The 25,030-nt window shown below is 44.1% G+C and carries 28 protein-coding genes and 2 pseudogenes; 3 read left to right on the plus strand and 27 right to left on the minus strand.

The window, feature by feature from the left end:
• Positions 1 to 575 precede the first annotated feature (575 nt).
• The 8 genes from V1497_RS11705 to accB form a co-directional block, all read right to left on the minus strand.
• Positions 576 to 1,463, minus strand: coding sequence for a polyprenyl synthetase family protein (locus tag V1497_RS11705; RefSeq protein ID WP_349407733.1), 888 nt, complete (start codon positions 1,461 to 1,463; stop codon positions 576 to 578).
• 2 nt (positions 1,464 to 1,465) lie between these two features.
• Positions 1,466 to 1,699 carry an exodeoxyribonuclease VII small subunit gene (locus V1497_RS11710; protein WP_349407734.1) on the minus strand — a complete coding sequence of 78 codons (234 nt, stop codon included), beginning with the start codon at positions 1,697 to 1,699 and terminating at the stop codon, positions 1,466 to 1,468.
• Positions 1,686 to 3,050, minus strand: a complete 1,365-nt coding sequence (xseA, locus tag V1497_RS11715) for an exodeoxyribonuclease VII large subunit (RefSeq protein WP_349407735.1) — start codon at positions 3,048 to 3,050, stop codon at positions 1,686 to 1,688. The genes V1497_RS11710 and xseA overlap by 14 nt, the downstream gene beginning before the upstream one ends.
• Positions 3,051 to 3,917 carry a bifunctional methylenetetrahydrofolate dehydrogenase/methenyltetrahydrofolate cyclohydrolase FolD gene (gene folD, locus V1497_RS11720; protein ID WP_349407736.1) on the minus strand — a complete coding sequence of 289 codons (867 nt, stop codon included), beginning with the start codon at positions 3,915 to 3,917 and terminating at the stop codon, positions 3,051 to 3,053. It lies immediately after the preceding gene.
• Positions 3,918 to 3,930: 13 nt separating this feature from the next.
• Positions 3,931 to 4,323, minus strand: a complete 393-nt coding sequence (gene nusB / locus V1497_RS11725; protein ID WP_349407737.1) for a transcription antitermination factor NusB — start codon at positions 4,321 to 4,323, stop codon at positions 3,931 to 3,933.
• 203 nt (positions 4,324 to 4,526) lie between these two features.
• Positions 4,527 to 4,934, minus strand: a complete 408-nt coding sequence (locus tag V1497_RS11730; protein ID WP_349407738.1) for an Asp23/Gls24 family envelope stress response protein — start codon at positions 4,932 to 4,934, stop codon at positions 4,527 to 4,529.
• Position 4,935: 1 nt separating this feature from the next.
• The gene (accC, locus tag V1497_RS11735) at positions 4,936 to 6,309 is read right to left on the minus strand and encodes an acetyl-CoA carboxylase biotin carboxylase subunit (RefSeq protein ID WP_349407739.1); all 1,374 of its coding nucleotides are present in this window, start codon (positions 6,307 to 6,309) and stop codon (positions 4,936 to 4,938) included.
• 10 nt (positions 6,310 to 6,319) lie between these two features.
• On the minus strand, positions 6,320 to 6,823 hold the full coding sequence (gene accB, locus V1497_RS11740; protein WP_349407740.1) for an acetyl-CoA carboxylase biotin carboxyl carrier protein: 504 nt from the start codon (positions 6,821 to 6,823) through the stop codon (positions 6,320 to 6,322).
• Between the two features lie 169 nt (positions 6,824 to 6,992).
• Between accB and V1497_RS11745 the strand changes: the two genes are divergently transcribed.
• Positions 6,993 to 7,247, plus strand: a complete 255-nt coding sequence (locus V1497_RS11745; RefSeq protein WP_349407741.1) for a hypothetical protein — start codon at positions 6,993 to 6,995, stop codon at positions 7,245 to 7,247.
• Between the two features lie 36 nt (positions 7,248 to 7,283).
• On the opposite strand, the gene V1497_RS11750 is transcribed toward V1497_RS11745, so the two are convergent.
• The 13 genes from V1497_RS11750 to V1497_RS11810 form a co-directional block, all read right to left on the minus strand.
• Positions 7,284 to 7,826: a SpoIIIAH-like family protein gene (locus tag V1497_RS11750; protein WP_349407742.1), complete on the minus strand. Its 543-nt coding sequence runs from the start codon at positions 7,824 to 7,826 to the stop codon at positions 7,284 to 7,286.
• Positions 7,827 to 7,828: 2 nt separating this feature from the next.
• The gene (gene spoIIIAG, locus V1497_RS11755; RefSeq protein WP_349407743.1) at positions 7,829 to 8,479 is read right to left on the minus strand and encodes a stage III sporulation protein AG; all 651 of its coding nucleotides are present in this window, start codon (positions 8,477 to 8,479) and stop codon (positions 7,829 to 7,831) included.
• A gap of 6 nt (positions 8,480 to 8,485) precedes the next feature.
• Positions 8,486 to 9,094: a stage III sporulation protein AF gene (spoIIIAF, locus tag V1497_RS11760; RefSeq protein WP_349407744.1), complete on the minus strand. Its 609-nt coding sequence runs from the start codon at positions 9,092 to 9,094 to the stop codon at positions 8,486 to 8,488.
• A 14-nt stretch (positions 9,095 to 9,108) separates the two neighbouring features.
• On the minus strand, positions 9,109 to 10,269 hold the full coding sequence (spoIIIAE, locus tag V1497_RS11765; protein WP_414703640.1) for a stage III sporulation protein AE: 1,161 nt from the start codon (positions 10,267 to 10,269) through the stop codon (positions 9,109 to 9,111).
• A gap of 50 nt (positions 10,270 to 10,319) precedes the next feature.
• On the minus strand, positions 10,320 to 10,709 hold the full coding sequence (gene spoIIIAD, locus V1497_RS11770; RefSeq protein ID WP_349410811.1) for a stage III sporulation protein AD: 390 nt from the start codon (positions 10,707 to 10,709) through the stop codon (positions 10,320 to 10,322).
• Positions 10,710 to 10,722: 13 nt separating this feature from the next.
• Entirely contained in the window at positions 10,723 to 10,929 is a 207-nt protein-coding gene (gene spoIIIAC / locus V1497_RS11775; RefSeq protein WP_221565492.1) for a stage III sporulation protein AC, read from the minus strand.
• A gap of 19 nt (positions 10,930 to 10,948) precedes the next feature.
• Positions 10,949 to 11,461, minus strand: coding sequence for a stage III sporulation protein SpoIIIAB (spoIIIAB, locus tag V1497_RS11780; RefSeq protein ID WP_349407745.1), 513 nt, complete (start codon positions 11,459 to 11,461; stop codon positions 10,949 to 10,951).
• On the minus strand, positions 11,458 to 12,414 hold the full coding sequence (gene spoIIIAA, locus V1497_RS11785) for a stage III sporulation protein AA (RefSeq protein ID WP_349407746.1): 957 nt from the start codon (positions 12,412 to 12,414) through the stop codon (positions 11,458 to 11,460). Before spoIIIAA ends, spoIIIAB begins: the two co-directional genes overlap by 4 nt.
• A gap of 75 nt (positions 12,415 to 12,489) precedes the next feature.
• The gene (locus tag V1497_RS11790; RefSeq protein ID WP_349407747.1) at positions 12,490 to 12,771 is read right to left on the minus strand and encodes a YqhV family protein; all 282 of its coding nucleotides are present in this window, start codon (positions 12,769 to 12,771) and stop codon (positions 12,490 to 12,492) included.
• Positions 12,772 to 13,110: 339 nt separating this feature from the next.
• Entirely contained in the window at positions 13,111 to 13,668 is a 558-nt protein-coding gene (efp, locus tag V1497_RS11795) for an elongation factor P (protein ID WP_349407748.1), read from the minus strand.
• Positions 13,669 to 13,686: 18 nt separating this feature from the next.
• Positions 13,687 to 14,754 (minus strand): Xaa-Pro peptidase family protein, encoded by a 1,068-nt coding sequence (locus V1497_RS11800; RefSeq protein WP_349407749.1) that lies wholly within the window; start codon positions 14,752 to 14,754, stop codon positions 13,687 to 13,689.
• A complete protein-coding gene (gene aroQ / locus V1497_RS11805; RefSeq protein ID WP_414703563.1) occupies positions 14,755 to 15,195 on the minus strand; it encodes a type II 3-dehydroquinate dehydratase in 441 nt (146 codons plus the stop codon).
• A 139-nt stretch (positions 15,196 to 15,334) separates the two neighbouring features.
• Complete coding sequence (locus tag V1497_RS11810) at positions 15,335 to 15,847, minus strand: YqhR family membrane protein (protein ID WP_349407750.1); 513 nt, start codon at positions 15,845 to 15,847, stop codon at positions 15,335 to 15,337.
• A 273-nt stretch (positions 15,848 to 16,120) separates the two neighbouring features.
• Between V1497_RS11810 and V1497_RS11815 the strand changes: the two genes are divergently transcribed.
• Together V1497_RS11815 and V1497_RS11820 are read left to right on the plus strand one after the other, a co-directional pair.
• Positions 16,121 to 17,080: a DUF1385 domain-containing protein gene (locus tag V1497_RS11815; protein ID WP_349407751.1), complete on the plus strand. Its 960-nt coding sequence runs from the start codon at positions 16,121 to 16,123 to the stop codon at positions 17,078 to 17,080.
• 19 nt (positions 17,081 to 17,099) lie between these two features.
• Complete coding sequence (locus V1497_RS11820) at positions 17,100 to 17,489, plus strand: SA1362 family protein (protein ID WP_349407752.1); 390 nt, start codon at positions 17,100 to 17,102, stop codon at positions 17,487 to 17,489.
• On the opposite strand, the gene V1497_RS11825 is transcribed toward V1497_RS11820, so the two are convergent.
• The 6 genes and pseudogenes from V1497_RS11825 to V1497_RS11850 form a co-directional block, all read right to left on the minus strand.
• Positions 17,484 to 18,422 (minus strand): patatin-like phospholipase family protein, encoded by a 939-nt coding sequence (locus V1497_RS11825; RefSeq protein ID WP_414703641.1) that lies wholly within the window; start codon positions 18,420 to 18,422, stop codon positions 17,484 to 17,486. The two genes, V1497_RS11820 and V1497_RS11825, sit on opposite strands and share 6 nt — an antisense overlap.
• A gap of 314 nt (positions 18,423 to 18,736) precedes the next feature.
• Entirely contained in the window at positions 18,737 to 19,171 is a 435-nt protein-coding gene (mntR, locus tag V1497_RS11830) for a transcriptional regulator MntR (RefSeq protein ID WP_349407754.1), read from the minus strand.
• Positions 19,172 to 19,271: 100 nt separating this feature from the next.
• Complete coding sequence (splB, locus tag V1497_RS11835; protein ID WP_349407755.1) at positions 19,272 to 20,300, minus strand: spore photoproduct lyase; 1,029 nt, start codon at positions 20,298 to 20,300, stop codon at positions 19,272 to 19,274.
• Between the two features lie 536 nt (positions 20,301 to 20,836).
• Positions 20,837 to 22,579: pseudogene (locus V1497_RS11840) on the minus strand (vitamin B12-dependent ribonucleotide reductase); the annotation flags it as partial.
• A 439-nt stretch (positions 22,580 to 23,018) separates the two neighbouring features.
• A complete protein-coding gene (locus V1497_RS11845) occupies positions 23,019 to 23,909 on the minus strand; it encodes a helix-turn-helix domain-containing protein (RefSeq protein WP_349407756.1) in 891 nt (296 codons plus the stop codon).
• A 218-nt stretch (positions 23,910 to 24,127) separates the two neighbouring features.
• Positions 24,128 to 24,919: pseudogene (locus V1497_RS11850) on the minus strand (ribonucleotide reductase N-terminal alpha domain-containing protein); the annotation flags it as partial.
• Positions 24,920 to 25,030: the final 111 nt, after the last annotated feature.

The raw sequence follows: 25,030 nt of genomic DNA on the forward strand, positions 1-25,030 counted from the left end.
TGGAGGTTTCCCTTTAATCCCCTCTTGACGTTGTCACCAATCGTCAGACTAGATTACCACTTAGTCCGCACTATAATCCTCAATGAATGTCACATGGAACAGTCTAGGAGTTTTCCTCAACAGTCTTTACCATTCCCTAGCCTCTTTCGCAGAATAGATTTCATATGGTATGGATTCCTTTCGGCGGCCAACCGGAAATTCATCCTCTTCCATAATCCCCTCAAATTCCACTCAAGGCAGGCTACGCTGCTCACCAGTAGTTTCTAGCGACCGAAAAAACCAGTGATACAGGTTTATAACCTCAGTTCGCAATAAGGTATTAGCACACAAATCGCAAAGTTGAGGTCCTCCGCGGCAAAAGGGTCAACGCCCACATGCCTTTGTGGATCGCCCTTTAGCCTTAACTCCCAGTATAGACCCAAGGCTGGGCGCCTCGAGCCTATACCAGGAACTTCATCGATGTGCCCTTTGGCGGATTTTTAGGCCCGCCCTCAGAAATGGGAGACTGACTAGAATACTGCACCACTCCTCATGTAATTATAATATACCATAGAAACGTTTTTGTCTCAATGTTTCTAATGATCCCTGCTGATCATATAATCTGTGAAATGCTCGAGCCATTCATGGTTGATGCCTGCTTCGAACAGATGTTTCTTGGCTTCAGCCACTTCAATCATCAACTGTTCCTTTGCGCCTGATAAGGTCAAAAGGTGAGGGTACGTACTCTTGTTGTTTTGTTCATCGCTTCCAATCGGTTTCCCCATTTTCGCTTCGTCACCCTCGACATCCAAAATATCATCCTGTATTTGGAAAGCAAGTCCTAAATGATGAGCGAATTGGGTGAGATGATGCTGCTGTTCTTCTGACCCTCCGGCGATCCGAGCACCGGCATAAATGGAAAAACCAAGTAAAGCACCCGTTTTCTTACGATGAATCGCCTCTAATGCTTCCAGGGAAAGACGCTTGCCTTCCGCCTCCATATCGGCCACTTGACCATCAACCATGCCTTCAGGTCCTGCCGCCTTTGAAAGTCGATTGATGAGGTCCATCTTCGTATCACTATCAAGCATGGTCGATTCGGAAATGATTCTGAAAGCATGAGTCAGGAGACCGTCTCCAGCCAGAATCGCAAGAGCTTCCCCGTAAATCTTATGGTTGGTCGGACTGCCTCGACGGAAATCATCATCATCCATGGACGGAAGGTCATCGTGGATCAACGAATACGTATGGATCATTTCAACTGCACAGGCAGCATCAATACCACTTTCAACCTTTTCGCCGAACGCCTCGATCGTCATCAACAGCAATGTCGGCCGTAGCCTTTTCCCCCCAGCCAGGATCGAGTACAGCATCGCTTCCTTCAGGCTTGAGTGCGCATCCAGCATTTCCACTTTTTGAGGAAGTACGTCGTCTATAAGATTTTTCTTATTTTCGAGAAGCTCCACAAATGTTTCACTATTCAACCTTATTCGTCCTCCTGTAAAGTGAAGGGTTCGGTTTCTCCATCTTCCTTCAACAATTCATCCATCTGTTTCTCTACATGCTGTAATTTATCGTGACAAAGCTTGGAAAGCTTCATGCCTTCTTGAAACAATCGAATGGATTCTTCGAGAGGAACGTCTCCCTCTTCAAGCTTTTCAACGATCTGTTCAAGCTCTTCCATCGCTTCTTCAAATGTTTGTTTCTTATCCTCTTCCATTATTCTCACTCTCCTCAAGCCCCCACACCTGGCAATCCAGCTTCCCATCCTTCAGCCGGACGGCTATGGGGTCTCCTGGTTGTACTTGTTTCACGCTTTTCACAAGCTCACCCTTCGTTTGGTGATAGGCGAGGCTGTATCCTCGTTCCATGATGCTTAACGGACTCAACGCATTCAGCTTCCCGATTTTCTGCTGGAAGGAGCCTGTTGACTGCTCTAAATGATTTCGCATTTCTTTTTTAAGCATTCGGACAACCGACTGATATCTCTCCTTCGATTGCTCATGGCGCTTTGAAGGATGATTTCGCTCAAGACGCTGGTTCATCTGCTGGATTTGTTCAGACCTTCGCGTCAGTGTCCTCGCTCCGCTTTTCTGTAATCCTTCAATCAGTCGGTCAAGCTCCTGTTCCTTCTGTTTGACGAGTTGGGTAGGATACTTGAATGCATAGGACCGCTGATAGCGATTGAGTGTATTCCTCATCGTTTTTACATTTTCAGTTATCGCTCTGGACAATCGTACACGTCTCTGCAAAATCCGTTCCTTCAGCTCATCAATATGCGGGACGGCTAGCTCTGCAGCAGCAGTAGGGGTGGCTGCTCTCACATCTGCCACGAAATCAGCGATTGTATAATCGGTTTCATGTCCTACAGCAGAAATGACTGGGATATGACTATGATGGATGCTTCTAGCCACGATTTCTTCATTAAACGCCCATAATTCCTCAATGGATCCTCCGCCACGCCCGACGATCAACACGTCCCAGGCTCCTTGCTCATTGGCATAATCAATGGCCCGCGAAATACTCGGAGCTGCATGAGGACCCTGGACGAGTACAGGCATTACCGTCACCTTCGCAATCGGGAAACGCCTTTTAATGGTTGTCAAAATATCTCTCACAGCAGCCCCCGTAGGAGATGTAATGACTCCGATTTTTTTAGGCATAGCTGGAAGCGGCTTTTTTATTTCAGGTGCAAACAACCCTTCAAATTCTAGCTTCTTCTTCAGTTCCTCGAATGCAAGGAACAGGTTTCCGATTCCATCCGGCTGCATTTCTTTCACATACAGTTGATATTGACCATGAGGCTCATAGACAGAGACTTCTCCTCTGATCAACACTTTCATCCCTTCTTCGGGCCGGAATTTCAAGAAACGGTTATTGCCTGCAAACATGACCGCATTGATTCGGCTGTTGGCATCTTTTACGGTAAAATACATATGTCCACGGCTATGGAATTTCACATTGGACAATTCGCCTCTCAGCCACATGTCTTGAAGACGGTTGTCCTGATCGAATTTTCGCTTAATATAGCGCGTCAGCTCGGTAATACTGATATATCGTTCTTGTTGCATTTAATGCACACCTTCTGTTTGATGACTCCATTTTGCAGATTGAATTGTATTCTGGAGAAGCATCGTGATCGTCATAGGACCAACACCCTTCGGCACTGGTGTCAAATAAGAAGCGACTTGCTCCACTTCTTCAAAATTGACATCCCCTGTCAGCTTGCCATCATCCTTACGGTTAATTCCAACATCGATGACGACAGCGCCCGGCTTCACAAATTCTTTTCCAACAAAGTGCATCTTCCCTACGGCAACGACAAGAATATCTGCTTGTTTCGTGATTTCTTTCATATTTGCCGTTCTAGAATGACAATATGTAACGGTCGCATTTTCATTTAAAAACAATTGGCCGACGGGTTTTCCAACAATATTGCTTCGACCGATGACAACAACGTGTTTTCCTTCAATCGGGATACCTTTCATCTTCACCATTTCGATAATCCCAAAAGGGGTGCATGGTAAAAACGCACGTTGCCCTGTCATCATCCTGCCAATATTGATCGGGTGGAATCCGTCAACATCCTTCTCCGGTGAAATGGCTTCTATGATTGCTGTATCTGAGATGTGGTCCGGTAAAGGCAGCTGGACAAGGATACCATGGCAAGTCTCATCCTGATTATAGTGGTCGATCAGTTCAAGCAGCTTTTCTTCCGATGTTTCTTCAGGAAGCTCAATCAATTTTCCATTGATCCCCACTTGTTTACATGCCTTCGTCTTCCCTCTTACATAAGATAAAGAGGCTGGATCATTCCCCACCAGAATAACAACCAGCCCTGGTATGACGCCTTCTTCTTTCAGCCTTGCAACTTCATCCTTCATCTCGTCTCTTTTCGCTTGTGCGATTTCATTTCCTTTGATAAGCTCCGCAACCATATTTTCCCCTCCGCTACTGGATTGTCTTGCTTATTTTTGAAAGGACCGCATTTACAAATCGACCTGACTCATCTCCTCCGAAAGTTTTGGCAAGGTCAATCGCTTCATTGAACGTGACATTTTTCGGAATCTCTTCCATATGGATCATTTCAAATACCGCGATTCGCAGTACAGCACGGTCAACGTTGCCGATTCGATCGAAGCTCCAGTTTTCAAGATGCTTCTTTATGAGGGCATCGATTTCCTCGAGGTGATCAAGAGTTCCTTCGACGAGTTGTACGAGGAAAGAGTCACGCTCCTCACCTTCTTCTAGTACATGACCAATTGCTTCGTCACGATCTAATCCACTTACATCTATTTGGAACAAGGACTGTAGTGCCTTCTCCCTTGCAATCCTTCTTTTCATCTTGGATACTTCCTTTCATTTCTTCTCTACCTGATGATAGCATAGAGGCTCATTCCTTAACAGCATTCACATTTTTGTATGGATATAATCGAAGGTTTCCATACGAGAAAAAGAAGACATAAAAACAGACCCGGATCCCCGCACCTTGGAATTCCACATCTAGTAGAATCCAACAGGCCTGAAATCCGAGTCAGCTCATTATTTTAGAATTCTTCGATTTCCTCTTGCTGGTTCGGTTTTCCTTCAAATTGGACACCGACAACGTGCACATCAATACGATTCGGTTCAAGGGCTGTCATCGTATGAAGGGTTAAACGGATATTTTCTTGAATTTTTTCAGCTGTATCTGGAATGGATACACCAAAGTTCATTGTGACGAAAACATCGATATCAATGCCGTCTTCCGTCAACTCAACCTTAACCCCTTTGCCAAGAGATTTTTTGCCAAATCGCTCAACTACACCTGACGCAAAATTTCCTCGCATAGATGAAACGCCTTCTACCTCAGTAGCAGCTATGCTGGAAATGACTTCGATCACTTCTGGTGAGATTTCAACTTTCCCAAGGTTTGAATCCTTTTCTTCCATTTCAAAAGTTTGATATTCGTTCATCCTATTCACCACCTTTAGAAGCTGATTTTGATGTCAAATCATACATCTCTAAGAACTTCGTATTGAATTCGCCACTCGTGAACTTTTCATGATCCAATAGACGAAGGTGGAACGGGATTGTCGTGTCGACACCTTCAATGACGAATTCGCTCAATGCACGCTTCATACGTCGAATTGCTTCATCACGGGTACTTCCGTATGTGATGACTTTCGCAATCATCGAGTCATAATACGGTGGTATAAAGTATCCTGGGTATGCTGCTGAATCAACCCGTACACCTAAACCACCCGGTGGGAGGTACATTTCTATTCTACCAGCTGACGGCATGAAATTCTTGTCTGGATTTTCAGCGTTGATCCGACATTCGATCGACCAGCCGTTAAAGGTAATATCCTCTTGAGCGAATGAAAGTCGTTCTCCACTTGCCACTCGGATTTGTTCTTTGATCAGGTCCGTACCCGTGACCATTTCAGTTACAGGATGCTCTACCTGAATCCGTGTATTCATTTCCATGAAGTAAAAGTTACCTGTGTTATGTTCGAAAATGAATTCAACCGTTCCTGCACCGGAATAATCAACTGCTTGAGCTGCGCGGACAGCCGCTTGCCCCATCTCTTCCCTCTTTTCAGGATCAAGTGCTGGGGATGGCGTTTCTTCCAGAAGCTTTTGCAGACGGCGTTGGATGGAGCAGTCACGCTCTCCTAAATGGATGACGTTCCCGTAATTATCTCCAAGAACCTGGATTTCGACGTGACGGAAATCCTCAATGTATTTTTCAATGTAAACACCAGGGTTACCGAAAGCGGAAGCTGCTTCTTGCTGAGTCATTTTGATCCCTTTTACAAGCTCCTGCTCGTTGCGGGCAACACGGATTCCTTTTCCGCCTCCACCGGCTGTCGCTTTGATGATGACTGGATAACCCATATCTTCAGCAAGCTCAATTGCTTGTTCTGTGGACTCGATGATTCCTTCAGAACCAGGAACGATCGGTACTCCTGCTTCTTTCATTGTAGCTCTTGCAACATCCTTTGTCCCCATACGGTTGATCGCTTCAGGACTTGGACCGATGAATGTAATGTTACACTCACCGCAGATCTCTGCAAAATCAGCATTCTCGGCTAAGAAACCGTATCCTGGATGGATGGCATCTGCACCGGTCAATGTTGCGACGCTCATGATATTCGTAAAGTTCAAGTAACTGTCCTTTGCAAGAATCGGACCTATGCAATAGGCTTCATCTGCCATTCGGACATGTAAAGATTCTTTATCTCCTTCCGAATATACGGCAATCGTCTCGATGTTCATCTCTTTACAAGCTCTGATGATCCGGACGGCAATTTCTCCTCTATTTGCGATAAGAACTTTTTTAATCATCTGCATCACCCTATTGTTTCTTTACTAGGAATAATGGTTGTCCATACTCGACCAATTGGCCGTTTTCTACTAGGACTTCAACGATCTCCCCATTTACCTCTGCTTCAATTTCATTGAACAGCTTCATCGCTTCAATGATACATACGATGGAGTCATTGGAGACTTTATCTCCTGGTTTCACGTAAACATCTTCATCTGGTGATGGAGAAGCATAGAACGTTCCTACCATTGGGGATTCGATCTTATGTAAAGATTCGTCCATTTCTTTCACTGGTGCATCCGAATCTTTCTTCGGTTCCTCTTTTTGCTGCTGAGGAGCCTGTTCAGCTTGTGGCTGTTGTGGAGCCGGCGCTGGTTGTTCTGTACGTACTTGCGGAGCCTGTTGAACGACTGGTTGTTCAGTTCCACCTTTCCTCAAGGAAATCTTCGCACCTTCTTGTTCGTATTCGAATTCATTGATTGAGGATTGATCGATTAGTTTAATCAATTCTCGTATTTCTTGAATTTTGAGCATTAGTTCCACTCCTTCTAGAAATCTACTGTCATTTCATTATTATAGCATAAATTAGTCTAACTAAACTTAACACCTTATTATGGTAGTAGGTGCTAATTCGATACTATCATATCACAAACAAATTCAAGAAGGTAGATATAGAATCATTTCAATTGAAAACGCTCTATTTTTGATGGTGATGATGGTGGTGGTGATGGTGATGGTGATGGTGATGGTGATGGTGATGGTGATGGTGATGGTGGTGTCAGGCACTTTTGTCGAACCCGGTTGGTGCAAGGGGTGTGAGTTGGTGCCTGACACTTCTCACAAACACAGCTGGCACAAGGGATTTAGGTTGGTGCCTGACACCTCCAACGAACCCTACAGCCACAAGGGCTGTAAAACGGTGTCAGGCACTGCACACAAAAAAGACAGACCGCCGTGAGCGGTCTGTCTTCCATATTTTTGACTTTTTTGCTGATCAGTTTTTGGCGACTTGGTATTCGACGGCGACTTGTTTGTCTCCGAGCTGTTCTTGTGCACGGCGCATAATAGCATTAGCTTCCTTGGCCGTAAGCTCCTCTTCGACACGGACGATGATTGTGACCTCTGCACCCATCGTGTTGACGAGGACATCTTCATAGCCCATTCCTTTGATCAAGGTTTCAAGGGTTTGTTCCTTCATACCGAGCTCTTGGAGGGCAGTCAATTGATCCAGTGCTTGCATCTGAACCTCAGCAGCTACACTTGTCGAGGCAATGACTTCTTGATATTGGGCCTCAAGCTTTGAACGCTGATCAGCGAGCTTCATTCGGAGATCCATGAACAGCTCGTCACTGCTCATTTCTGAGACGACAGTACTGCCCTCTCCATCCTTCACGCCCTTCTTATCAGAAGCATTCTCACCTTCTTCTGTTGCAAAGTCGGTAGGTGATTGTTCAGGACTCGTGATGTAATAGACCGATAACACGATAATCAAGCTCAGCATCGTCAACAACCAGACCGTTTGTTTCTTCAATAACATTATTATTCCCCCTTTAGCTTTTTCGCACTTACACTTACTTTATGGCTGGGCATATCAAACACCCTCGATACAGCTTCAATGATTCCATTTTTCACTTGAAGGTTTTCAGCCCCTTCAGCTACGACCCAAACACCTGTAACCTTAGGTTTTTCAATGCTGACGATGAAAGGCTCTTTACCGTCTTTCCCATCGATGATGATGACCTTTTCATTCGTCTGCAAAGTCGTCGATTTACGTTTCCCGCCGTTTTTATCCGTTTCATCTGTCGTGGTGTCCTGTTTATTGATTTCCTTCTCCACGATCTTCTTGAAGGTCGAGTCGAGAATGACCATCACTTCTGCATTTTGTACACCTATCATTTCATCCAGAAGGTCTTTCAACTGGTTTTCATAATGTTCCTCGAGCTCTCGGATGATTGATGAAGGATCGTCTGACTTGCCCATCGAGAACGTCGGCTTCGACTCTGGATTGTCTGCCGCCATATTCATGACTGAGGTGGAGTCTGGGCTACGAATCAGGTTTTGGACGAGCATCATAGCGATACCGAATCCTAGTATTAAGAGAATGTATTGCGATTTGCGATTGAGCTTTCCATCCTTTGTCGGCTTCAGAATCAATTTCAGCCAGTCGTTCTTCTTCTTTTCATCAGACATGTTCCATTACGATCCTCCTTCCTCCTCAAGTACAATCTGTTCTTTTGGTAATCCCCACTCTTTGGAAAGGAATAGCTTGATTTCGTGCAGGTCCGATCCATCTTCCTCCTCTTTCGTGGAATCAGACGTATCAATGGAGACTTCCTTTACTGTTTCAATCGCATGTTCATCATCGAGATCCTCCAACGTAACCTGGATGACAAGATGACTTTCATTTGAGCCTGGTTGAGATTGATCGAGTACCACCACATCCTTTAATCGTTTCTCATATCTTTCTTCCAGCTTGCTTTCTACCTTTTCGCGTAATGGGACAGCCATTTGTTCTAAAATATATGCACTTTGTGAGGCTTGTATTTCACTTTTCTTGTTTTCAATCGAATTTTCCATCTGATCTTTGTCATTTTCAAAATGCTGGAGCTGAAAAGTAGCCAACTCCTCCTTCAAATCAACCGAGAAGAACGTAATCAACGGATTAAGGATGGCAATGATCAACAGAAGGCCGATGACGACTTTTACATACTTTTGAAAAGCCGATGAAGGTAGAAGGAGTTCAAGGATCGTCGCCAATAAAATGATGAGGATGATGTTCGTCACCCACTCATATAAAAAGGACATACCAGGTCTCCTCCTTATCTCATCATCAAGGTCAAGTTGCCTGCAGCGATCATCATCGTGACAGCAAGGAAAAACATGAAGCACACGATCGATAATGCCGCAAAGATGAACATCACATTTTTACTGATAATCGAAAGACATTCGATGATCGGTCCTCCCCCAAGAGGCTGTAAAACGGCTGCGGCTATTTGATAGATCAAGACGAGCGACAGAATTTTCAAGGCTGGAAATGCACACAGCAGAATGAGGATGACAACACCCGCTATCCCGACTGTATTTTTCAATAAGAGGGAAGCACTTAACACCGTATCTGTCGCTTCCGTAAACATCCGGCCGATGACCGGTATGAAATTGCCAGTAATGAACTTTGCCGTACGGATTGCGACTCCATCCGTAACCGCTGCAGTCGCCCCCTGGACACTGATGACACCGAGGAACACTGTGAAAAAGACAAGCATGACGCCTATCGCCGTTGCTCTCAGGAGGTTTGCAAGCTGTGTCACTTTGTAATGGTCGGTCAATGTGCTGACGATGCTTAGTAGTGCAGAAAGGAAAAGGATCGGGAGGACAAAATGTTGAATCAGCATCCCGCTCGTGTTGACAAGTAAGATGATAAAAGGGTGGAAAAAGGCGACGGACACGATACTACCCGTTGTCGCCATCAATGCGAGTAATAAAGGAATAAGAGCAATGATGAACGCATTCATGTTCTGTATCGCATCAATCGTATAGGAAACGGCTACGTGAAAGCTGTTCAACGCGATTACGATCAGCACCATATAGACCATGCCATAAGCAACTTTACTCACGGCCTGGTTTTCAAACGCATTCTGCATCGTTTGCAACAGCATGCTGAAAAGGGTCAACATGATGAGCATGCCGAGGAGCTTCCCGTTACTCAAGATTTCATGAAAAAGGTATTTGAGCAATGAAGTCGCCCACTCCATCAAGGAAAAGTTCCGATCGCTTTCAATGAATTCGAGGATACTCCCCTTTTGACTTTCCGGCAAGAAGCCCCCATATTGATTCCGAATCTCATTCCAATACTCCCGGATATCGTCCAGGTGTTCGTCCTCGACTTGAAGACTTTCCTTCAACGAACTGTTGGGCCCTACTTCAGCATGTACTTTGTGACTGGGTTGTCCCAAAAAGGCGAAAAAAAGGATTGTCAGCAATGTAACGGTGAAGCCTGTCTTTATGGTCTGCCGCCGCACTTTTTTCACCCCTAACTTGGTAACAGCTCAATAATTGTTTCAATCAATACAGTCAAAATCGGGATCGCCATGACCAGAATCAAGATTTTACCCGCCAGCTCGATTTTGGAGGCGATGGATCCCTGACCTGCATCTCTCGTAATTTGGGCACCGAACTCTGCAATGTAGGCGATGCCGATTATTTTCAAGATTGTTTCCACATAAACCATATTCAAATTTGCATTAGTCGCAAGCCGCTCCAGCATGTCGATTACTGTTTGGATTTTTCCGATAAGGAACAGAAAGACAGCGGCTCCGGCAAACAATATGATGAGAAAAGAGAAGGCGGGCTTTTGTTCTTTTATGACAATGGTAAGGAACGTCGCAATCAGACAGAAGCCGACGATTTGGATGATTTCAATCGTAGATCCCTCCTCAGCCCTGGAAGAGGAACACACCTCTGATTTGTTGGAACAGATCGTCTAAAAGGGTGATGACAATAAAGAGGACGAGTACAAACCCGATCAGCGTGATCCAATGTGCGATGTCCTCCTTCCCCATCTGTTTCAACACGGTATGTAACATTGCAATCACAATACCGATTCCAGCAATTTGAAAAATCGTGTTCACATCATACGGCATTCTCCTTGCTCCTCTCCAACTAGATCAACAGAATGACTATCAGCAAGCCTGTAAGGAATCCTAGACTTTTCACCATGGTTTCGTACCGACGCTGAACCTCTTCAGCTTCTCTCTCTTCTCTTTCCAGATGGACGATCGTGAGCCGGATCTGCTTTTGCTGGTGTTCACGATCGTGTCTGCCAAGTGTGGACCCGAATTGTTTCAGGACTTCGATTTCACCCTTTTGAAGGGCAGTATGTTTCTGAAAGACCTCCAGGCTTTCTTCCCATGCAACCTGCACGGTCGAACGCCCTGTATATAACCGGTTGGCCATTTGTTCAAAAAACAGCGACAACGGTTCCTTCATTTGTTTAGAAAGGTGAATGCAGGCATCGTATAACGGCGTCATGCCGAAAACAATTTCAGCCTCCAGGGATTGGAGGGCAACCTTCAGCTGCCGAAGCTGTCTCGGACGTTCTTGCATCCGTTTCGCCCATTCAAATCCAGCCCAGGTTGTGGCAAGGATAATGCAAAGCGCACCAATCATATTCATGTGGACACCTTATTCTTTGAAATCATTAGTGGATTGAACTCTGCATCCAAAATACGTTTCACCCGACTTGGACCACTGGACTGCGACATCTCGATGAACCGGTCGAACAATTGGATTTCCATCAATCGTTGAAAGATCGGACGTTTCAACACATTCTCAATTCCGTATCCATGTGCTGTCATAATCATCTGAACACCCGCATTCAAAGCTTCTAAAATCGCTTCCGCGTCTTCTTGTCTTCCGATTTCATCCACGATAATGACTTCGGGACTCAAGCTTCGGATCATCATCATGATCCCTTCCGCCTTTGGACATGAATCCAGCACGTCTACTCTCGGTCCGAGATTGTGCTGGGGAACACCGTGGATACAACCCGCAATTTCGGATCGTTCATCGACAATGCCAACCTTGGAGCTTCTGATACGTAAGCCAGCAGTCCCCTGACTCGCGATTCTGGCGACATCGCGTAAAAAGGTCGTCTTCCCGGATTGAGGTGGGCCGATGATCAACGTGTTCAACCACCTGTTTTTATATAGGTAGGGAGCCCAACGCTCAGCCGTTCCCTCTTTCTGGGTCGCCACCCGGATATTAAAGGAGCTGACATCCCGAATGACTTTGACTTGTCCCTTTTCCGTTATGACCTTTCCAGCGAGTCCAACACGGTGACCGCCTTTAATAGTGATATAGCCTCTCCTGAGTTCTTCCTCAAACGCATAGAGTGAGAATTGACTTAGTTTGTTCAGGAGATGCACGCCATCCTCGACAGTGACGAAATAAGCACGACCATTTGCATCCGACGACATGGATGGATATTCTGGACGTCCATTGCTGATCACCTCCAGAGGACGGTTGACACGTATACGAATTTCCTCAATCGGCTTAAGAACCCGGCGTTGATATGCCTCAATGATGGATTTGATGGTTTCCGGCAGCATTCGTATGATTTCTTCCATAACGTTTCCCACTTCTTTCTTTATGGGCTTGTTTTCAATGTATGCCGTACAGGCTGTTTTATGACCTGTGACCGCTCACTTAAGGACAGCGAACAAAATCAACCCGACCCCAAGACCGATCAAGAGCAATCGCCCTATAGAAAGATCATCAGCAAGTCCGACCAGCCCCAACGTCATTGTCGCTACGAAAATGATCGGACCTACAAGGGCAAGGGATCCGTTGATGATGATCGCTTTATGAATCGAGTTGAAGTACAACATCAAAACGACTGCTGTGAGCTCGAAGGAAGCCGACAGCAATCGAAGTCCTGCCATATTGAGTACTGTGGAATCAAACAAATCGAAAAAATGCTTCATAGATCGCTCCACTTTCTTTTTTGTACAACCTATGAAATGGAATGGAGAAAAAGAATGGATATTTGGTTAAAGGAGTGAAGAGAAGGTTGAACCGGTTCCGGATGCTGGAATCGAGATAGGAAGGTGGGGATTGCGTTTTTGTAGATAATCTGGCATTTTCGTAGATAATTTTTAATTTTTGAAGATAATTCTCAATTTACGTAGATAATCCTGAATTTTTGTAGATAAATTCAAATTTTTCGTAGATAAATCCGAATTCCACCTCGATTTTCGTAAAATCCAAGCCTTTTGACATAAAAAAACTGCCCAAAACGTGTTTGGGCAGCTCTAAATTCTCGTTTATGCTCTTGAAACGTACTGTCCAGTACGCGTATCGATGATCAAGACATCGCCTTCATTGACGAAGAATGGTACTTGAACAGTCAAACCGGTTTGTACTGTTGCCGGTTTCGTACCACCTGAAGCTGTATCACCCTTGATTCCAGGTTCTGTTTCTGTCACTTCAAGTTCAACTGTGTTCGGCAGTTCAACACCGATCGTTTCGCCTTCATACATTTGTACTTGGACCGTCATGTTTTCAAGCAGATATTTCAGTTCTTCTTCAATTTGAGCAGTGCGAAGCTCAAGCTGCTCGTAAGTTTCCGTATCCATGAACGTATGGACATCACCTGAAGAGTAAAGGTATTGCATACGGCGGTTATCGATGTGCGCCTTCGCTACCTTTTCTCCTCCACGGAAAGTCTTTTCCTGGATCGCACCTGTGCGAAGGTTACGAAGCTTCGAGCGAACGAAAGCTGCACCCTTCCCTGGTTTTACGTGTTGGAAATCCAACACTGTCCAGATTCCACCATCAACTTCAATTGTTAAACCTGTTTTAAAATCATTTACTGAAATCATATGTCTTCCTCCTGTTCTTTACTCGCCTATGATAAACAATTCTTTGGATGATGTCGACAATTTTTCACAACCTGTTTCCGTTATGACAACATCGTCTTCAATTCGGACACCGCCCAAACCGGATACATAGATTCCTGGCTCAACTGTAACAACCATACCAGGCTCGAGGACCGTATCGACTTTGAACGATAAGCCAGGTCCCTCATGGACATCAAGGCCGATTCCATGACCCGTCGAGTGACCGAAGTTTTCTCCGTATCCTTTTTCCTTGATGTAATCTCTTGTCAGAGCGTCTGCTTCAATACCTGTCATACCCGGTTTCAAGCCTTCCAATCCTTTCAACTGGGCATCGAGAACGATTTGATGGATCTCCTTCATTTTCTCACTCGGCTCGCCGACAGCGATTGTTCGAGTGATGTCAGAGCAATACCCTTTGTAAAGTGCACCAAAGTCAAGTGTCACCATATCTCCTTTTTCAATCACCTTCTCAGAGGCTACACCGTGAGGCAAGGAAGAACGTACCCCAGAAGCTACGATGATATCGAACGAGGATGAAGTTGCTCCATTCTTTCTCATGAAAAACTCCAATTCATTTGATACGTCGATTTCACGCATGCCAGGCTTGATGAAAGTAAGGATATGTTCAAATGTCTTATCTGCAAGCTCAGCTGCTTCTTTCAGAACCTTGAGCTCATCTTCGTCTTTGATCAGTCGAAGTTTTTCAATCATGCCTGATACAGGCACCAGCTCGCCGTCCACTTTTTTCGAATAGGATTGGTGGACCGCATATGTAAGATAGTCTTGTTCGAATCCAAGCTTCTTGATACCCATCGCTTTCGCTTGATTTGCCACCTCTTCGGTGATCAAGCCCGTATGCTTGACGATTTCAAAACCTGCAGCTTGTTCATTCGCTTGGTCGATATAACGGAAATCCGTTACGAACTTCGCTTCGTCCTTCGAAATCAATGCTACCCCAGAGGAACCCGTGAATTGACTCACATATCTCCGGTTGCTCGGGCTTGTAATTAACATCCCGTCAATTCCATGATCGTCAAATAATGCTCTTAATCGTTCAATCCGATTCATTTAAATTTCCCCCTTCAAATGATTAATCAATCCTCGTAATGCAAGTTCGTATCCGATGCTTCCAAACCCGGAAATTTGTCCAATCGCGACTTCTAAGAGAACAGAGGTATGCCTGAAGGATTCTCGCGCATATATATTGGATAAGTGAACTTCTATAACCGGGAGTGAAATGCTCGCGATTGCATCCCTTATTGCATAGCTGTAATGCGTAAATGCTCCAGCATTCAGGATAATCCCGTCATGCTCCTCTTCAGCATGATGGATCCAATCAATCAAGTCTCCCTCATGATTCGACTGGTGATGTTCAATTTCACAACCGAGTTCGTTTGCTTGCTGACTGAGCGATCCCATGATCTGGTCAAGACTTTCATGACCATAAATGGCAGGTTCGCGTTTACCTAATCGGTTCAAATTAGGCCCATTGATGATCATCACTTTCATTATGTACTTCCTCTCCCTTACGTACCGCTCTATCTGTCCGGGTGACTTACATTCATACAAAAAAATCGCTTACATCGTTCTGTAAAAAAACAGAATGTTCCATTGAACATTCTATCATAGGCGTATCTGTTTGAATAGTTTATTGCCGTTCCTTCCGAGCCTTCTGCAGTTCGTCATATTCAAAGGAAATCGAAAACCCGATGAACAATCCATATAACACATACAAACACAAGGTCGTCGTCACCGTATTCCTTCCGAGCTCTTGAATCGGCTGCAAACCAGGGAACATCGGTCTAAGCAGGTAAAAAACGATGATCCATAAACCTACACCGAATAAAATGCCGGTGATCATATGCTTGAATTTCGCAAATAAAACCTTATACAGGAGAGCGACCAGCAAAGACAGCAAACCAATGACGAGGATGCCGATCCAATCACCTAAAGCTTTCTCCTTCCATTCGCCAACCACCCATGGCGATAAAACGAGGGCCGGCCGTATCTTCGTAAAGTTCAACATATAAAGGCCATAACCGATCAAGCTCCAAAACAATCCCCCGATGAAACCGATCGTCAAAATTTTACCTGTAAACGAATATTGGGTTTCCTGTTGATCCTGCTCTAACTGCTCATCATGTCTCTTTTCCGTTTCCATTCCGAACACCTCCAAAAATTAGTATGTCCTTCCATAAAAAAACTATTTTTGAATTCCACAACATTTTATCTGTCATTCGAGGTGTAAAATGAACCGAAAAAGGGGAACAATTAAGTAAACTTCCTTTACCAAATAAGGCTTTTTGGGTGCAGGAAGTCCATTTCTACATTTTGTAAAATAAAAATCATAAGAAGTCCACACGTATAGCGGTCTCCTATACTATCATGATAGAATAAAGGTATATAGGAAACGTTTAGATAGGTTGGTGGATGAATGTCTAATCAAAAAACGCCAGCGTACGGTGGTCAGGCCGTCGTAGAAGGTGTCATGTTCGCTGGTAAACACACATATGTAACAGCAATCAGACGTAAAGACGATTCGATCGAATACTTTGAAGTGAAGAAAAAACATCGTCCCGTACTGAACTTCTTCAAGAAGGTACCTTTTGTCAGAGGGGTTGTCGCGATCGTCGAAGCAAGCGGGAATGGTGTCAAACACTTGAACTTCTCAACGGATCGTTACGATGTAGATCCTGAAGACGATGAAGAGATGTTAAAAGGGAAACAGCCCTCGAAGTTTTCACTCATATTGGGTACCGCATTGATTGGGGTATTATCCTTCATATTCGGAAAATTCCTGTTTACCTTGCTTCCAGCAATCGCTGCAGAAGCTTTCCGTCCCATTCCGATATTTTCCGGACACATTGGGCAAAATGTCATTGAAGGCACTCTGAAGTTGGTTTTATTGCTATCATACTTATATTTCATATCCCTGACACCGCTGGTTAAGCGAGTCTTCCAATATCACGGTGCCGAACACAAAGTCATCAATGCTTATGAAAACAATTTACCGCTCACAGTCGAGAATGTTCAAGCACAATCAAGGTTACATTATCGTTGTGGAAGCAGCTTCATCCTATTCACAGTCATGGTGGGCTTTCTCATTTACTTAACGGTTCCAACTGATCCTCTATGGGTGAGATTGTTATCGAGATTGGCTCTGATCCCTGTCGTTCTCGGAGTCTCGTACGAAGTGCTTCAAGCCACGAATAAGCTTAGAAACATTCCAGTATTACGGTTTCTAGGTGTTCCTGGACTTTGGCTGCAGCTGTTGACAACCAAAGAACCGAACGATCGACAAACAGAAGTCGCAATCGACTCTTTCAACGAAATGCTAAAAAGAGATCAAATGTATGAAAATGAAGCGACAGAAACGAGCGCAAAAGTGGTTTAATTCTTAAAGGAGGTGAGTCTTGTTGTTTCCACGTAAATTCAACGTGATCATCCCATTACTCCTTGGTCTTGCTGCATTCGGATTTGTGATGACAGTAATCACCCGCCCGATGTATCTTGTGAAAATGGTCTTGATCATTGCTGCAGTCGGTGGGCTCTTCTATTTTCTGTATAAGCGCTTCATCACAAAGAGAATGGGTAGAGATTTAGGTCAATACAAGCAAGCGGCTCGCTATTCGGCCAAGAAATATCAGAACAACACTGGTAATTTCTTATCTAAAGCGACCACGCAAACCAGCCCGAAAAAGAAGGCAAAACCCTCCTTTAACAAATTAAAAAAGCGTAACGTAAACCACAACCTGAAAGTAATAGAAGGAAAAAAAGGCAAGAAGAAAAATCGAGCACTATAAGGTGCTCGATTTTTTTAATGTGACGATTGTTTTTTTATGAGGAGGATAATGCCGCCATGTTCGGAGGAACTTCTCAGTGCTTTCTTTTCCGAAATCGGTTAATTGATCAATCAATTGGTCAGACAGATCGAAGTTGATCATGGAAATTTGTTGAACGGGAATGAACACGATATCTGCGCTGTGTGCTTCAGAGATGTGACGAGCATCATGCGCATCCATCATCGTATCGAACAAGCCGTGAAATAAGGAAATGGCGTTCGTGATGTTGTTCGGCTTCTGTTCATACTGGGAGGGCTGAAGCTGAAAGCCTATGACAGGCCGCTTAGCTGGATGCTTTTCATCCTCAAACAGCCAAATCGGAAAATTACTGAGCACACCTCCATCAACGATGAAATTCTTTTTCCCTGTCGCATCGAAAAGCTTGATCGGATCGAAAAAGTAAGGAATGCTAGCGCTCATCCGGACAGCTTTTGCGATTTTGAAGCGCTCCGGCAAGATCCCGTACCGCTCTAGATCATCCGGTAAGACGATCATCCGTCCATTCGTAATATCCGAGGCGATAATGCGAATGGAGCCCTCTTCTAAATCAGCAAACGTTCTGACCCCTTTTTCCGCCAGCTTTTCTTCAACCCATTGCTCGAGCTTTTTCCCCTTGTACAAACCGAGCTTCCAATAGAGCGTCAGCCATTTCATTAACGGAAAGGCCACCGATAACCGCCTTGGATCGAGGAATTCACGCAGATCGACCTCATGCATGAGCGTCTTGATTTCATCAGCGGTATACCCAGCAGCGACGAACGCTGAAAAAATCGCACCAGCACTCGTACCGGCTGTCCTTTTAAAGGTGAGCCCCTTCTCTTCAGCCACCTTCATCGCTCCAATGAATGCGATCGCTCGCACACCGCCCCCTGAAAATACGCCGTCTACCTCCATCATCCCACCTCTCTTCCTTTCTATATATACGAGAAAGTCAGCGGGTTCATTAACAGCTTTTTATGATCGGATTTAAGAAAGGTTCCTTTGTTGTGTATTCAGCTTGATTTATTCGTACGGTACGTGAAATTTTAATAGTGGAGGTAACGGATCGTATTCGGGAGAGATGGGATAGTAAATGGCTTAATTCGGATAGTACACTGCACATTTCGGATCGTAAATCATCAGAATCGGAAAGTAAGTGGACAATTTCGGATAGAAAACAAGTTAATCGGACTGTTTTTTTATTATAAAAAAAACAATCATAACAGATGTCATGATTGTTCCTGTTCTTCTTCATTTTTCCGTTGGACTTCACGCAATCCGGAGATGCGCTCTTCATCCTCGTCAAAATATTGGACGAGATCCCCAATTCGGTCAATCGCATTCCAGCTCAAATGGTGCTCGATTCCTTCCACATCATCATAGATGTTTTCTTGATCCACACCAATGACCTTCAAGAATTCTTCTAATAATTCATGGCGATATACAAGACGTTTTCCGAGTTTTTTACCATTCGGCGTTAGTACAAATCCACGATATTTTTCGTAGACGACATATTTCCCTTTGTCGAGTTTCTGTACCATTTTCGTGACCGATGACGGATGAACTTCTAATGCCTCTGCTATATCTGAAACTCTTGCGTACCCTTTTTCATTGATCAATTGATAAATGCGCTCAATATAATCCTCCATACTTGGAGTTGGCATGTTCTTCCCCTCCAATACCGCAGATCCTGTACCTGTTTCAATTTCAAAACATACTAAAAGGATACAATAATAATGAGTAGGTGACAAGAGAAGCTCTGGATTACGTGAAGTATTCGATCGTCGCTTCCGGAAAGTATTGATGGATATACCCCTCGATCGTTTCTCTCAGCTCTTGCGCCTCATCCTTTTGATAGACGTACTTTCCGATACCATAGCGTCCCCATTTGTACTTCCGCTTTTCTTCATCCATTTCAAGTTTACTTTTCGGATATCTTTTTTGAATAACCTTTTTGGCAGGCTTCGTAAATCTGTGCTGGATCAGCTCGAAGGTGATGTTTTTGAAATAATCGGCTGGAATCATTTCATTGATGATATCAAACAGTTCCTTGTACCCTTCCCGCCAATCATCGTGCAAGTAGAGCGGGGCCACAACAAACCCAAGCGGATAACCCGCTTCAACCACCTTTTTAGCGGCACCTAGTCTTTCCTCAAGAGAGGATGTCGCCATTTCAAAATTTTTGATCACCCATTTACTGTTCACACTGAAACGAAAGCGTGTATTTCCATTATGCTTGGCATCTAAAAGGTGATCCACATGATGATATTTCGTAGTGAATCGCAAACGGCCAAGCTCGGTTTGCCCAATGAATTCAATGGTACGTTTGAGTGAGTGTGTCAGGTGATCGATTCCAACAATGTCGGATGTACATGACGCTTCGAACCTGGTGATTTCGGGCGATCTTTCATCAATGTATTTCTGTGCCTGATCGAAAATTTCATCCAAGTTGACGTATGTTCGGATATACGGTTTGCTACCGAGTGTTGTTTGGAGATAACAATAATGACAATGTCCCATGCATCCTGTCGCAAGTGGAATTGCATATTCTGCGGACGGTTTCGAAGAGTCGAATTTAAGTGTTTTCCGAATCCCGATGACAAGCGTGGACTTAGCGTTCCGATATTTTTGAAGTTCATTCTCTCCTGGTAGATTCCGGACCTGATTATGGGAGGTCGTCTCACGTATTTCGAGTCCCATGTCCTCAAATTTTTCCTTCAATTGATGTGCAAGTGGATATTTTTCCAAAGCCTTTGGTTCGATATAAACCAATTGCGGTACAAACGGTTTCATCAGATTTCACCTCGTGATTAGTATGAGCGAGGTAATGGAATTTAGTCTGATTTTGTTTTGTTGGGATTGAAGAGGGCAGTTCGTGGGGACTTCCGATGGGATAAGGTCTTATTTGGAGATCCACAGGCCATTCTTGCGTCCTCCATTTTGCGTTTTTCCCGTTTTCGGGGACGCATAAGCCTCTCTTGCGTCCCTCATTTTCCGTTTTTCTCATTTTCGGGGACGCATGACCCTCTCTTGCGTCCTTCATTTTCCGTTTTTCCCGTTTTCGAGGACGCATGGACCCATCTTGCGTCCCCCATTTTGGTTTTTTCTCCTTTTCGAGGACGCATGGACCTCTCTTGCGTCCCTTATATTTCGTTTTTCACATTTTCGAGGACGCATGGACCTTTCATGAGTGCATGAAACATTGATTTCTCAGTTTCCGTTACCTCATAAACCCTTCATAAGTGCATGAAACGCCATTTCATTTTACTTACGTGTTCCTCTAGAATAAAAAAACCTCCCTTAATCCAAGGGAGGTTTAATGCCAATTATTAAATTCCGCACTTCAACTGTGCATTACAGTTTGTACATGTGTTACATCCACCGATTTCTTTTACCTTTCCTTTTCGGCAGACTGGGCAAGTGTTTCCTACTTCGTTACCAATCGTTACGTCTGTTGACCGGAGGGCTGCAATCGTATCAACGAGAACAACTTTCTTCGGCTCACTTTCGGTTTGCACTTCTTCATTGTCTTCGAAGCTGTTTTCTTCCGCTTTTAAAGTCAGAACTTGAGAGTCCCGGCTACCATCTACATAAACTGTACCACCTTTTGCTCCACCGTTATAAAGACGCTCATAAACCGCTTGTACCTGTTCAACCGTATAGCCTTTTGGAGCATTGACAGTCTTACTGATTGAGCTGTCGATCCAGTTCTGGATGACACATTGCGTGTCAGCATGGGCTTCAGGTTTTAGTTCCATCGCTGATACGAACCATTCAGGTAAGTTGTCAGCATCTGCATTTTCATTTCTTGACAGGTATTCATTTACGATATCGGCCTTCACTTCAATGAACTTTCCTAAGCGACCGCTTCGGAAGTAAGAGAAGGAGAAGTAAGGTTCCAGCCCTGTGGATACCCCAACCATAGTTCCTGTGGAGCCAGTAGGAGCTACAGTCAACAAGTGTGAGTTGCGGATTCCGTGTTCAAGAATACCTTGTCGGATATCTTCTGGCATCTTCTTCATATAGCCTGTATTGATGAAGGCTTCTCGAAGCTCTCTCGTCTCTTCATCTGTTTTACCGACTAAGAATGGGAAGCTGCCTTTTTCTTTAGCCAACTCAATTGATTCTCGATAAGCTGTCGTCGCCATCGTTTCGAAGATTTCATCGACGAGCTTGTTGCCTTCTTCTGATCCGTACTTCGTCTCACAGTAAATGAGCAGATCATGCAAGCCCATCACACCTAGACCGACACGGCGTTCACCAAGCGCTTGTTCACGGTTTTTCTCTAAAAAGTAAGGTGTTGCATCGATGACGTTATCCTGCATGCGGACACCCGTACGTACCGTCTCTTTCAGCTTCTCAAAATTGACTGTCTTAGTGTCTTTATCAGCGACATTTGCCAAGTTTACAGCTGCTAAATTACAGACGGAGTAAGGTGCGAGAGGTTGTTCCCCGCATGGGTTCGTCGCCACGACCTTCTGTCCATATGCTTTTGCGTTTGTCATTTCATTCGCATTGTCTATAAAGAAGATCCCTGGTTCAGCTGAATAGGTGGCACAGATGTTGATCAGGTTCCAAAGTTCACGTGCTTTAATCCGCTTGTAAACACGAATGCCGTAACCAAGTGCTTCCCATTCCCGAACATCTCCGTATTCGTGCCATTTGTTGTTGTATTCAAGCATTTCTTCAAACGTGTAATTTTCCACATCCGGGAAACGTAATTCGTATTCTTCGTCGTTTTCGACTGCTTCCATGAATTCTTTGGTCACACATACCGAGATATTCGCCCCAGTCAAGAACTCTGGATTATGGACGCTGTAAGTTCCGCCCGTACGTAGCTTTTCTTCCGCTTCCTTGATCGCTTTATCCGTGAACCCGCCTTGACCCGGGATGCTCTTGTAATTGACGATTCCCTGGTACATCGCTTGTTCGGTTTCAGTCAGTGGAGTGAACTTCAGCTTATCAAGAGCCAGCTGTTTAATTCGATCGTCCTTCGTATTTTCTACTAAGTATCGTAAAATTCTCGGGTTTTGCATTTTTGAAATGATGAATTCGATAATATCAGGATGCCACGTAAATACCGTCCCTTTCAGGATACTTTAACTCTGCATGTGCAGACGGTCTAGACTATATCATCACCCTCAGCATTACCTGTTAGGGGTTGGGCGCTTCGAAGATCAAATGATCCCCTACTCTACTCCCCGAAACTAATTCAGGTTTCGATAGTCGTTGAACCTTCACCTTTAAAGGTGCTTGGCTGCTGATTGTCCAATACGATCAATTTTTGGCATTCACGCTCACCGTTTCCAGTCACGTTGTAGCTTGATCGTCTCTAAGGAATTTTCAGCAATTCACCCAATTTTCTAGTCATCCATTGTCTGAATGACGCGGACTAGAAAATTCAATCCGCTAACATGATCATTTGCGCTCCACGCTAGTTTGTTACTCACTTGTAGTCCAAGTGGGTGTAGTCATTTCTGCTACACTCTCATGCTTTCACATGAGGTCAGACTATATCATCAAAGAAGAAAATTTTTTGTATTTCCTTTGCAATCTAATGTCTCCATGTTTGTATAGGTGAATGAAAATAGTTTTAACATCATTAAGACTTGAGATATGAAGATCAAAACATCCTTCTTTTTGGCGTATTGAATTTACATTTAGTGCAATATTGTTCTCTTGTAGAAAAATCAATATTCCCTCTAACAGTTGCTTAGAGCCGGTTATACCAAACCTTGTTTTCAAATAGGTTTTATTTCTATCTGGATAGTACCTTTTATAAACTCTTATATTTCCATCTGCATCAAAAATACCTCGTAAGAAGCTCCATTGTAGTTGATTATCACCAAATGGTATCCAGCACTCTCTACCGGTCTTATTTGGTGTAATACCTAATTTTATTAAATCGTCACACATTTTTGTACAGCTGATTGTTAATGTATATTTATTTTGTTCATTAGGAGCATTTCTTTTTCTAAACTTGATTGCTTCTTTCATATTTATTTCTGATGCTATATCTTCAAGCAACTGTTTGTCTTCTTCCGCCAAAGAAAGAACTAATCGTTTTGATTTCATCCTGTCGAATACCGTTCCATCACCTAAAATATAGCCAACTAAATATGCTTGATTAGGTGTATTTATGGCTGAAAAATAATTTTCGTCATAGTTATATTTTTTATTTGCTAGGATTCCAGCCTCACCAGGTTTTCTAGGGTTAAAAACCTTCATGGTTTCATTCCAACGATGTAAGGTCCCCCTACTGATATCAAGTATTTCAGCAATTTTAACTTGGCTATATCCTTCTTCATGAAGAATTTTAGCTACTTTCATCATTTCTTCTTTGTCTCGTGCCTCATAACCACGTTGCCGCATGTTATGATTTACTCCTTCCTTAATTTCCATTTGTACTCCTCCACATTTCAGGAAACCTTAGGAAGTTTTAATAGTCGTTGAACGTTTATCTCAGTTTCCTAAGATACTTCGCTGCTGATTGCCCATTGTTTCATCCTTGAAATTTTTCCGCTTTCACGATCGCTGTTACCAGCCGCGTTGTAGCTTTCAAGGCTTTAGGGTGTTCCAGCAATTCACGAGATTTTAATCCCGCCGATTGGAGCGATTTAACGGGACCCGCCCTGCTCAACCAAATGCGTCAGCTTGGCAATGTCGTCGAGCCATGAGACTGATCCGGAGGATTTTCCGTTTACACCTTTTGCGAGTGTGTTACGTGGTCGGAGCGTTGAACCGTTCGTTCCGACTCCGCCTCCACGGCTCATGATTTCCATCACTTGCTTCCGGTGATCTGAAATTCCTTCGCGGGAATCCTCCACGAACGGCATGACGTAACAGTTGAAATACGTGACGTCTGTTGCCGCTCCTGCTCCGTACAGGACACGTCCCGCCGGAACAAAATTCAAGTTCACGAGCTCCTTGTAAAATTTCTCGAAGGACTCCTGTTTCTTCTCTTCTGTCGTTTCTACTGCTGAAAGCCCTGTCGCATTTCGTTTTGCAATCTGTTCATAGTAGATTTCCAGCGGCTTATCGATCGTATCAAGGGATCGTTTTACGATACCTGTTTCGACCTCTTCCGGTTTATCCAATACACCTCGATAATCGTCTTCTACCTTCACTTCTGCCATTTTATGTTCGTGGTCTATTGAAACGACAAATCCGACACCTCTTGCCGGGAACTTCGGATCATCTTTTACAGTCAGTACGACGAAGTCCCCTTCCTTCAACGTCCTTTTCTCGGTATCTTTAAAAGAATACCGGTCCAACATAACCAATCGTGATACACCTTTATGCGTCGTATGCATGTCCGGTGTGATCGGATGCACCTGCTCAAACTTTGCTATGTCCTCATTCAACCGGTCAATGTTGATATGATGTCGTTGTTCCCCTGTTACAATCGCCATCCAGGATCCTCCTCATTCTTTTTTAGATTCTATGTTTTTCTATTATGTCTTTTGGATACCCAAATCATAGCACATCTAATCTTCAAATATCAATATATAGTGTACATTATA

The organism is Pseudalkalibacillus sp. SCS-8 (genome assembly GCF_040126055.1).
Taxonomy (GTDB): Bacteria; Bacillota; Bacilli; order Bacillales; family Fictibacillaceae; genus Pseudalkalibacillus; species Pseudalkalibacillus nanhaiensis.